The 9,522-nt window shown below is 68.7% G+C and carries 8 protein-coding genes; 6 read left to right on the top strand and 2 right to left on the bottom strand.

Features of this window, described 5'->3' with window-relative positions; all coding sequences use genetic code 11:
* The coding region (locus AC01Y6_RS05715) for an LptF/LptG family permease (RefSeq protein ID WP_476670662.1) at window positions 1-673 on the top strand (673 nt) is incomplete at its 5' end.
* A gap of 83 nt (window positions 674-756) precedes the next feature.
* Complete coding sequence (gene bshA, locus AC01Y6_RS05710; RefSeq protein WP_476670660.1) at window positions 757-1,851, top strand: N-acetyl-alpha-D-glucosaminyl L-malate synthase BshA; 1,095 nt, start codon at window positions 757-759, stop codon at window positions 1,849-1,851.
* Between the two features lie 48 nt (window positions 1,852-1,899).
* Here bshA and lon read toward each other — a convergent pair whose 3' ends face one another.
* Window positions 1,900-4,320, bottom strand: a complete 2,421-nt coding sequence (lon, locus tag AC01Y6_RS05705; RefSeq protein WP_428719581.1) for an endopeptidase La — start codon at window positions 4,318-4,320, stop codon at window positions 1,900-1,902.
* Window positions 4,321-4,432: 112 nt separating this feature from the next.
* On the opposite strand from lon, the gene AC01Y6_RS05700 reads away from it, so the two are divergent.
* From AC01Y6_RS05700 to AC01Y6_RS05685, 4 genes are all read left to right on the top strand, one after another.
* Window positions 4,433-5,275 carry a DUF1517 domain-containing protein gene (locus AC01Y6_RS05700; protein WP_476670658.1) on the top strand — a complete coding sequence of 281 codons (843 nt, stop codon included), beginning with the start codon at window positions 4,433-4,435 and terminating at the stop codon, window positions 5,273-5,275.
* Between the two features lie 69 nt (window positions 5,276-5,344).
* Window positions 5,345-6,283, top strand: coding sequence for an alpha/beta hydrolase-fold protein (locus AC01Y6_RS05695; protein WP_476670656.1), 939 nt, complete (start codon window positions 5,345-5,347; stop codon window positions 6,281-6,283).
* Window positions 6,280-6,954 (top strand): TerC family protein, encoded by a 675-nt coding sequence (locus AC01Y6_RS05690; protein ID WP_347241237.1) that lies wholly within the window; start codon window positions 6,280-6,282, stop codon window positions 6,952-6,954. Before AC01Y6_RS05695 ends, AC01Y6_RS05690 begins: the two co-directional genes overlap by 4 nt.
* A complete protein-coding gene (locus AC01Y6_RS05685) occupies window positions 6,947-7,483 on the top strand; it encodes a class I SAM-dependent methyltransferase (protein WP_476670653.1) in 537 nt (178 codons plus the stop codon). The genes AC01Y6_RS05690 and AC01Y6_RS05685 overlap by 8 nt, the downstream gene beginning before the upstream one ends.
* Here AC01Y6_RS05685 and AC01Y6_RS05680 read toward each other — a convergent pair.
* Complete coding sequence (locus AC01Y6_RS05680) at window positions 7,473-9,458, bottom strand: (Fe-S)-binding protein (protein WP_476670651.1); 1,986 nt, start codon at window positions 9,456-9,458, stop codon at window positions 7,473-7,475. The genes AC01Y6_RS05685 and AC01Y6_RS05680 overlap by 11 nt on opposite strands.
* Between the last annotated feature and the right edge of the window lie 64 nt (window positions 9,459-9,522).

Below are 9,522 nucleotides of genomic sequence, written 5' to 3'. Positions count from 1 at the left end.
GGGGATGCAGATCCCCATAGGCCAGGGCAAGAGCCTCTACTTCCAAGACTTTGACCCGGAGGCCAAGGAGATGGTGGGGGTGCGCATCACCGCCTTCCAGGGGGAGGTGGGCACCTTCCTCTTCGCCGAGCGGGGCACCTGGGAGGACAAGACCCTCACCCTCAAGAACTACCGCTACTACCAGGTGGACTTCGGCCAGGTGCCGGGGCTGGAAACCGCCCCTGACCTCCTCGCCCAGGTGCGCCGGGTCTTCCGGGCGGTGAGCCAGGGGAAGACCCTGGAGGTGGCCTCGGACCTCTCCCGGGCCCGGGCCATCGCCGACTACGCCGACACCTTCAGCTTCGGCCAGGATAGCCTCTCGGCGGCCTGGAGGAAGCTCAAGGACCCCTTTTTGCCCCCCTTGGAGAAGTGGCGGGCGCGGCTCGAGCTCCACTCCAAGCTCGCCCTGCCCCTTTCCAACCTGGTCCTGGTCCTCCTCGCGGCGGCCATGGCCCTCCGCTACGGGAAGAGCGCGGGGCTCGCCCTGGGGATGAGCGTGGTCCTCTCCCTGGCCTACTACGGGGCCTTCTTCCTGGGGCGCTCCCTGGCCGGGGTGGGGGCCATCCCCCCGGAGCTTGGGGCCTGGGGGGCCAACCTCCTCTTCCTGCTCCTGGGGGTGCGGGCCCTGAGGTAAACTCGGGGCATGACCCGGCGCGGGCTCCAGGCCAAGGTTCCTGTCCTCTGCCGCTGGGGCCTCTCCCCCAGCCTGGTCGGGCGGTGACGGGGCTCCGTCTCGGCCTCGTGGCCTACCCGGGGCTCGGGGGTAGCGGCATCGTGGCCACGGAGCTGGCGGAGAGGCTCGCCCGCATGGGGCACCGGGTCCACCTCTTCGCCACGGAAAGGCCCTTCCGCCTCCTTCGGGATAGCCCCGTGGTCTACGTGCCCGTGGACCTCCCCTACTACCCCGTCTTCCCCGGGCCCCTCTACACCCTCTCCCTGGCGGGCACCCTGGAGCGGGAGGCCAAGCGGCTCGGCCTGGACCTGGTGCACACCCACTACGCCATCCCCCACGCGGCGGCGGCCTACCTGGGCCTCGGGGAGGCCTTCCCCCTGGTCCACACCCTCCACGGGACGGACGTCTCTGTGCTGGGCATGGACCCCGCCTTCCACGGGCCCACCAGGCGGGCCCTTCTGGCGGCCCGGGCCACCACGGCGGTGAGCCGGGCCCTGGCCAAGGAGGCGGAAAGGGCCTTCGGGGTGCGGCCCAGGGTCATCCCGAACGCCGTGGACCCGGAGCGCTTTTACCCGAGGCCGGAGAGAAAACGCCTCTACGCGGAGGAAGGAGAGTTCCTCCTGGTCCACGCCTCCAACTTCCGCCCCATCAAGCGGGTGCCGGACCTGGTGCGGGCCTTCGCCAAGGTGCGGCGGAAGCTCCCCGCGAGGCTTCTCCTCCTGGGCAAAGGCCCCGAGGAGGCCGAGGCCAGGCGGGTGGCGGAGGAGCTCGGGGTGGCCCCCTGGGTCAGCTTCCACCCCCCCACCCCCCGCCCGGAGGAGGTGCTGGGGGCGGGGGACCTCTTCCTCCTGGCCTCGGAGGAGGAGTCCTTCGGCCAGGCGGCCCTCGAGGCCCTGGCCTCGGGGGTGCCCGTGGTGGCCACGGCGGTGGGCGGGGTACCGGAGCTCGTGACCCCGGAGGTGGGAAGGCTCGTGGAGCTTGGGGACCTCGAGGGCTTCGCCGAGGCGGTGGTGGAGCTCCTCACGAGCCCCGAGCTTCCCGCCCTGCGCAGGCGGGCCCGGGAATACGCCGCCGAGCGCTTCCACCCCGAGCGCATCACGGCGGAGTACCTGGAGGTCTACCGGAAGGCTCTAGGCTAAAGGCAAAAGGCCTTTTTGGGGCTTCTTGGGCCCCCGCTCTGGCTTTACTTAGGCGTGGGCCACGAGCTCCCGCTTCTTGCGGGCGGGGCGCTTCTTGGGTTCCTTGGCGCGGGCCTCGAGGGCCTTCAGGCCCCCCACCAGGGCCAGGTCCAAAACCTCGTCCAGGTGCTCCACGAAGTGGAAGGTCATGTTCTGCCTTAGGGGCTTAGGGATATCAGAGAGGTCGGGCTCGTTCTGCTTGGGCAGGATCACCTCCCGGATCCCGGCCCGCCTCGCCCCGAGGACCTTCTCCTTCACCCCGCCGATGGGGAGGACCCTTCCCGTGAGGGTGATCTCCCCGGTCATGGCGATGTCGTGCCGCACCGGCACCTCGGTGAGGGCGGAGACCAAGGCGCTCACGATGGCCACCCCGGCGGAGGGGCCCTCCTTGGGGATGGCCCCGGCGGGGACGTGGATGTGGATGTCGGACTTGTCAAACTTCTCCAGGGGGATGCCGAAGCGCCCCGCGTTCTTCTTGGCGTAGGAAAGCGCCGCCCGGGCCGACTCCTTCATCACGTCGCCGAGCTGCCCCGTGAGGATGAGGTTGCCCTTGCCGGGCATCACCGAGACCTCCACGAACATGATGTCCCCGCCCACGGGGGTGTAGTACATCCCCGTGGCCACCCCCACCTGGGGCTCCCGGGCCTCGGTCTCGGGGAGGTGGCGGGGCGGGCCCAGGTAGCGCTCCAGGTCGCGCTCGGTGATGCGCACGCGCTTCCTGCCCTCCTCCAGGATCTGCCGGGCCGCCTTCCTGAGAAGCGCCCCGATCTCCCGCTCCAGCTGCCGCACCCCCGCCTCCCGGGTGTAGTGGGTGATGAGGCGCATGAGGGCGGCCTCGGTCACCACCACCTGGTCCGGGTCCAGGCCGTTTTCCCTTAGCTGCCTCGGCAGGAGGTAGCGCTTAGCGATCTCCAGCTTCTCCTGCTCGGTGTAGCTGGTGAACTCAATGGCCTCCATCCGGTCCATGAGGGGGGCCGGGATGTTCTGGGGGAAGTTGGCGGTGCAGATGAACATCACCTCGCTGAGGTCAAAGGGCACCCCCAGGTAGTGGTCCACGAACTCCTTGTTTTGGGCGGGGTCCAGGACCTCGAGAAGGGCCGCCGCCGGGTCCCCCTGGTAGGAGATGCCGAGCTTGTCCACCTCGTCCAGGAGGAAGACGGGGTTCTTGGTCCCGGCCTGCCTCAGGCCCTGGATGATCCGCCCGGGCATGGCCCCGATGTAGGTGCGGCGGTGGCCCCTAATGTCCGACTCGTCCCGCGCGCCGCCCAAGGAGACCCGCACGTACTTCCGCCCCAGGGCCTCGGCGATGCTCTTGGCGATGGAGGTCTTCCCCACCCCCGGGGGCCCCACGAAGAGGAGGATGGGGCCCTTGTTCACCTCGTCGGCGGGGATCTCCCCGCGCCTCGCCCTTTCCGCCTTGAGCTTGCGCACCGCCAGGTACTCCAGGACCCGGTCCTTCACCTTCTCCAGGCCGTAGTGGTCCCGCTCCAGGATCTCCTTGGCCCGCTCCAGGTCCAGGTTGTCCTCGGTGCGGGTGTTCCAGGGAAGGTTCACGATCCAGTCCAGGTAGGTGCGGATGACGCTGGCCTCGGCGGAGTCCGGGTGCATGCGGGCGAAGCGGTTGAGCTCACGCTCCGCTTCCTGCCGCACCACGGGGGGGAGGTCCAGGGCCTCCAGCTTCCTCCGGAACTCCTCCACCTCCTCGGCCCCCTCCTCCCCGTGGAGCTCCCGCTGGATGGCCTTCATCTGCTCCCGGAGGAAGTACTCCCGCTGGTTGCGGTCTATCTCCTCCTTGACCTGCTGCTGGATGCGCCGCTGGGTTTCGATGAGCTCCAGCTCCGCCTCCAAAAGGACCAAGACGTGCTTAAGCCGCTCGGCCACGTTGGCCGTCTCCAGGACCTTTTGCTTGTCCTCGAGGCGGAAGTCCATGTGGAAGGCGATGTAGTCGGCGAGCTGGGAGGGGTCCTCCAGGTTCAGGACGAACTGGGCCACCTCGGGGGGCAGGTACTTCCCCTCCTTGAGGAGGGCCTGGAACTTGTCCTTCACCTCCCGCACCAGGGCCTTCACCGTGATGGGGTCCCCGGGCTCGTCGGAGACCACCTCCCCCTTGGCCTCGAGGTGGTCCCCCAGGTCCAGCCACTCCCTCACCCGCACCCGGGCGAAGGCCTGCACCAGGACCTGGACGGACCCGTCCGGGTTCTTGCGCATCTTCAGGATGTTGCAGGCCGTGCCCACCTCGTAGAGGTCCGAGGGCCTGGGGTTTTCCACCTCCTTGTCCCTCTGGCTCACGATGAGGAGCACCCGCTCGCGGGCCAGGGCCTCGTCAATGGCCCGGATGGAGATGGGCCGGCCCGCGTCTATGGGCATGACCATGGTGGGGTAGATGACCGAACCCCTCACGGGGCAGACGGGCAGGGTTTCCGGCAGCATGGCTGTCCTCCTCTCTTTGGCGTCTTGGCCTTCGTCCATAGCCTAAGCCTACCTATGTCAAGTTTACTGCGAATCCCCTGTTTTACGCAAAGGGCCTTGGCCCAAAGCCCTTATGCTAAGGGGCGTGAAGCCCCTCCAGACCCTCCTTCTCCTCCTCTTCCTCGGCCTCGCCCTGGGGCAGAAGAGCGGGGGCGGGGTGGGGGGCAGGCCCTACGTGCCCTCGCCCCCGCCTCCCATGAGCCCAGGGCCCGCCCCCGCCTATCCCCTACCCTACCCTACCCCGGGCCCGGTGTACGTGTACCCCGGGGGCGGGGGAAGCCTGGGGGTAGCGCCCGTCCTGGTCTTCTTCGGCCTCGCCCTGGCGGCCTTCTTCGTGGTGCGGGGCCTGCAGGGGGCGGCGAGGGAGGAGGCTTCGGCCAGCGTGGGGCGGCTCAGGCTCGCCCTCCTGGTGCGCCCGGAGGTGCAAAGAGCCCTCCGCCGCCTCGCCGAGGAGGCGGACACCACCACCGCCAAGGGCCTCGCGGACCTCTTAGACGAGGTGGTCCTTCTCCTCCTGCGGGAAGCCCCCGCCTGGCGCTTCGGAAGCTACGAGGCCGAGGAGGGAAGCGAGGAAGAGGTCCTGGCCCGGTTTGACGCCTGGATGCTGGAGGACCGGAGCACTTACCGGGAGACCTTCCGCCACTTTGAGGGGAAGAGGGTGGAAGCCCCCTACACCCCCAAGGTGGAGCCCGGGGGGCGCTACCTGGTGGCCTCCCTCCTCCTCGCGGTGCGGGGAAGCCTGCCCAAGCCCGGTCCCCTGGACCGGGAGGTAGCCAGACAGGTCCTCCTGGCCTTCGCCGGGAGCACCCCCCATACCCTCCTCGCCTTCCACCTGGCCTGGACCCCGGAGAAGGAGGGGGAGGGCCTCACGGAGGAGGAGCTCCTCGCCCTCTTTCCGAAGCTGGACAAGCTCTAAGCCCCTTGGCGCCCGCCCTGACCTGCGAGAGGGGGATGCCCTGGGGGGCCTAGAGGATAGAGTAAAGGCGTGGTACGGGTAGGACGAAGAAGCGCCACCTTTTACCCGCCGGAAGGGGCCACCGCCCTCATCGGCGACTTCACCGACTGGGAGAGGAGCCCCATCCCCCTCTCGGGGCCCCTCACCCTGGAGTTCCCTGAAGGGGCCTACGTGGAGTACGCCTTCCTGGACCGGGAGGGAAGGCCCTTCCCTGACCCCGACAACCCCGAGAAGGCGGAAAACCCCTGGTGGAGCTACCCGAGGGCCATAAGGCTTCCCGGCTTCCGCTACGAGGCCCCCCCGGAGCCCAAGGAGGAGCCCAGGGTGGCCCGGCACCGCCTGGGGGAGAGGCGCTTTTACGTGGCGGATACCGGGCCCTCTCCCAAGGCTACCCTGGTGGCCCAGGACGGGGTGGCCTTCTACCGCACCGCGGGGTTGCACAAGGTGGCGCGGGCCCTTTTGGAGGCGGGGGAAGTCCCGCCGGTGCGCCTCCTCTTCGTGGAGCCCATAGACCGAAGCGCCGAGTACCGCTTCAGCGAGGCCTACGAGAGGGAGTTCCACCGGGTGCTGGAGGAGGTGGAAGGGGCCCACGGCCCCCTGGGAGAGGTGGTCTTGGTGGGGGCCTCCTTGGGGGGGCTTTTCTCCTTGTGGCAGGCCTGGAGGCATCCGGAGCGCTTCAAGAAGGTCCTCGCCCTCTCCCCCGCCCTCAAGGCCCACCCCGGGGGGAAGGACGCCTACCGGGACGAGGAATGGCTCCTCCTTCGCTACGCCGAGGCGGAGCGCCTTCCCCGGGTCTACCTGGAGGTGGGGCTTCTGGAGTGGCTCCTCGCCCCCAACCGCCGCTTCGCCGCCCTCCTCGCCGACCGGAAGGCCCCCCACGCCTACCGGGAAAGGCCCTCGGGGCACAACTGGGTCACCTGGAAGCAGGCCCTGGCCCCGGGGCTTCGCTACCTCCTGGGGGAAGGGTGAGCGGGGAAGCCTTCCTCACCCTCCTCTCGGTGGCCGCCCTCGAGGCCCTCCTCTCCGGGGACAACGCCCTGGTCCTGGCGGTGATGGTGCGGCCCCTCCCCCCGCGCCTCCGGGCCCGGGCCCTCCTCTACGGCCTATTGGGGGCCTACCTCCTTAGGGGCCTCGCCCTCCTCTTCGCCGTCCTTCTCATAAGGCTCTGGTGGGCCCAGGTGCTGGGGGGGCTCTACCTCGTCTACCTCATGGTCCAGCACTTCCGAAGCCCCCTCGAGGCCAGACCTCTCCCGGAGGCCACGGCCAGCGAGTTCTGGCGGGTGGTGGTCCTCATCAACCTGGTGGACCTGGCCTTCGCCGTGGACTCCATCCTGGCGGTGGTGGCCTTCTCCAAGGACTTCCTCCTGGTGTTTCTCGGGGTGGCCCTGGGCATCCTCTTCATCCGCCTCCTGGCGGGCTCGGTGGTGGCCCTGATGGAGCGCTTTCCCGGGCTGGAAAAGGTGGCCTACGCCCTGGTGGGCTGGGCCGGGGTCAAGCTCTTCCTGGAGGGCACCCACACCCTCGCCCACCTCCTCCACCGCCCCGAGCTCGCCCTCGCCCTCCCCAAGGCGGTCTTCTGGGGAGGCACCTTCCTCATCCTCCTCGTGGGGAGCGCCCTCGCCTTTCGCAAGGATGCCTAGGGACTGGGACGCCTTTTACCGAGAAGCCCAGGAAGGCCGCCCCCCGGCCTTCGTGGTGCGGGCCTTTGGCCCCTTCGTCCCCAAGGGCCCTATTCTGGACCTGGCGGGGGGATTGGGGCGGAACGCCCGTTACTTCCTGCAAAGGGGCCACCCCGTGGTCCTGGTGGAACGGAGCCCCGAAGCCCTAAGGAGGCTCGCGGGCATCCCGGGGCTTTCCCTCGTGGCGATGGACCTCGAGGCCGAGGACGCCCCGAAGCGCCTTCCCAGGGGCCCCTTCGCCGGGGTCCTCATGGCCTACTACGTGAACCGCCCCCTCCTTAAGGCCCTTCCCTCCCTCCTCCTCCCCGGGGGGTTCCTCCTGGTGGAGGGCTTCTCCCGGAAGGAGGCCTTGAGGCGGGGAAGGCCCTCTAGCCCCTTCTACTGGGAGCCCGAGGAGCTCCTCACCCCTCCCCCGGGCCTTTCCTTAAGGGCCTTTGGGGAAGGGTGGATGGGAGGGTATAGGGTCTACGCCGTCTACACTAGGCCTTGAGGCCCCGGGCCACGAGCTCGGCGATATCTAGGACCTCTGGAGGGTTAGGGTCCTGGGCGGTTTCCACGTTCATCATGGCCATGCAGAAGGGGCACCCGGTGGCGATGACCTCGGCCCCCGTGTCCTTAAGCTCCTTGTAGCGGTTCTCGGAGACCCGCATGGCCCCGGGCTCCTCCTCCTTCCAGAACTGGGCCCCGCCCGCCCCGCAGCAGAAGCTCCTCTCCCGGTTCCGGGGAGGCTCGGTGAGGACGAGACCCACCCCCTTGAGCACCTCGCGCGGGGCCTCGTAGACCCCGTTGTGGCGGCCCAGGTAGCAGGGGTCGTGGAAGACCGCCTTGCGGGTCTCCTCCCCCACCCGGATCCGGCCCTCGCGCAGGAGCTCGGCGAGGAACTCCGTGTGGTGGACCACCCGGTACTGGCCGCCGAAGTCCTTGTACTCGTTCTTCAGGGTGTGGAAGCAGTGGGGGCAGGTGGTGACGATGGTCTTGGGGGCCACCTGGTTTAAGGTCTCCACGTTCTCCGTGGCGAGCTGGAAGAAGAGGTACTCGTTGCCGGCCCGCCTCGCCGCGTCCCCGGTGCACTTCTCCCGCCTGCCCAGGACCGCCCAGTCTAACCCGCTGGCGTTCAGGATCTCCACCATGCTCCGGGCGATCCTCTGGGCCCGGGGGTCGTAGCTTGCGGCGCACCCCACCCAGTAGAGGACCTCGGGGTGGGGCTTCTCCTCCACCGTGGGGACCCTAAGCCCTTCCGCCCAGTCCAGGCGCTTGTCCTGGCCGATGCCCCAGGGGTTGCCGGAGCGCTCCATCCCCCGGAAGGCGTTGTTGAGCTGGGCCGGAAACTCCCCCTCCATGAGGACCTTGGCCCGGCGCACGTCCAGGATGTGGAGCATGGGCTCGTTGCCCACGGGGCAGACCTCCACGCAGGCCAGGCAGGTGGTGCAGGCCCAGAGGGCCTCCTCGTTCAGGGCGAAGTCCATGAGGGGCCTCGGGCTCTCCTTGCCCTGGGCGAAGTCCTTAAGGATGCCGTTCAGCTCGTACCGCTCGGAGATGAGGATGGCGGCCGGGCTTAGGGCCTTCCCCGTGGTGTAGGCGGGGCAGGCCTCCTGGCAGCGGTTGCACATGATGCAGGCGTAGGCGTCAAGAAGCCGCTTCCAGGAGAGGTCCTCCAGCTTCTCCGCCCCGAACTTCTCCTCCTCCTTCTCCAGGTCCAGGGGCAGGAGGGCCCCCGGCACCTCCTTGCGGAAGGCCAGGTTGATGGGGGCCATGAAGAGGTGGATGTGCTTGGAGCGGGGGAAGTAGGGGAGGAAGAGGAGGATGGAGCCCAGGGCGCCCCACCAGAAGAGGTGCTCGCCCAAGGTGAGGGCCGAGGGGGAGAGGCCGGAAAGCGCCCCGCCTAGGGCGCTCGCCACGGGCTGGAAGGGGTCCTGGCCCTCCTTGGCGAGCTGGAAGGCCTTGGAGAGGAGGCGGCTTCCCACGTGGAAGGCGATGAAGGCCCCCACGATGGCCGAGTCCCGGGCGATGCCGGCCCTGGCCTTCTCGTGCAGGGGGACGTTGGGGTTCCAGGTGAAGTCCCTGGGGGCGAGGAGGTAGCGCCGGAGCATCAGGCCCAGGATGCCCACGAGGATCAGGAAGGTGAGGAGGTCCGCGATCAGGTTATAGGGGTTCCAAAGCCCCCCGCGGGCGTGAAGGCCGAAGAAGCCCTCCAGGAAGTCCACCAGGTTCACCAGGAGGTAGTAGACGAAGCCGTAGAAGACGAAGGCGTGGAGGAGGGAAACCAGGGGCCTCCTCTTGAACACGGTCTGCTGGGTGAGGACGAGCCAGAGGGCCCGGCCCACCCGCTCGGGCAAGCGGTCAAACCGATCCTCGGGCCGCCCCCGCCTTATGGCGAGGTAGACGCGAAGGAAGCCCGTGTAGGCGTAGTAGAGGCTTCCCAAGGCGAGGAGGAGGAAGAGGATTTTCTCGGGCAAGGTGAGCATGGACGCCACCTCCTTATACTCGGTAAAAGTTTACCCCATCTCCCTGGCCTGGCAAGGGCGTAGA

Source organism: Thermus sp. (assembly GCF_056332225.1).
Note: the sequence above shows the minus strand (reverse complement) of the source record. Positions and strands in the feature narration are given on the sequence as shown.

Excerpts from the sequence above, each read along its gene's own strand:
- lon (WP_428719581.1), bottom strand. The coding sequence starts at position 4,320 with ATGCTGCCGGAAACCCTGCCCGTCTGCCCCGTGAGGGGTTCGGTCATC.
- AC01Y6_RS05700 (WP_476670658.1), top strand. The coding sequence starts at position 4,433 with ATGCTAAGGGGCGTGAAGCCCCTCCAGACCCTCCTTCTCCTCCTCTTC.
- AC01Y6_RS05685 (WP_476670653.1), top strand. The coding sequence starts at position 6,947 with ATGCCTAGGGACTGGGACGCCTTTTACCGAGAAGCCCAGGAAGGCCGC.
- AC01Y6_RS05680 (WP_476670651.1), bottom strand. The coding sequence starts at position 9,458 with ATGCTCACCTTGCCCGAGAAAATCCTCTTCCTCCTCCTCGCCTTGGGA.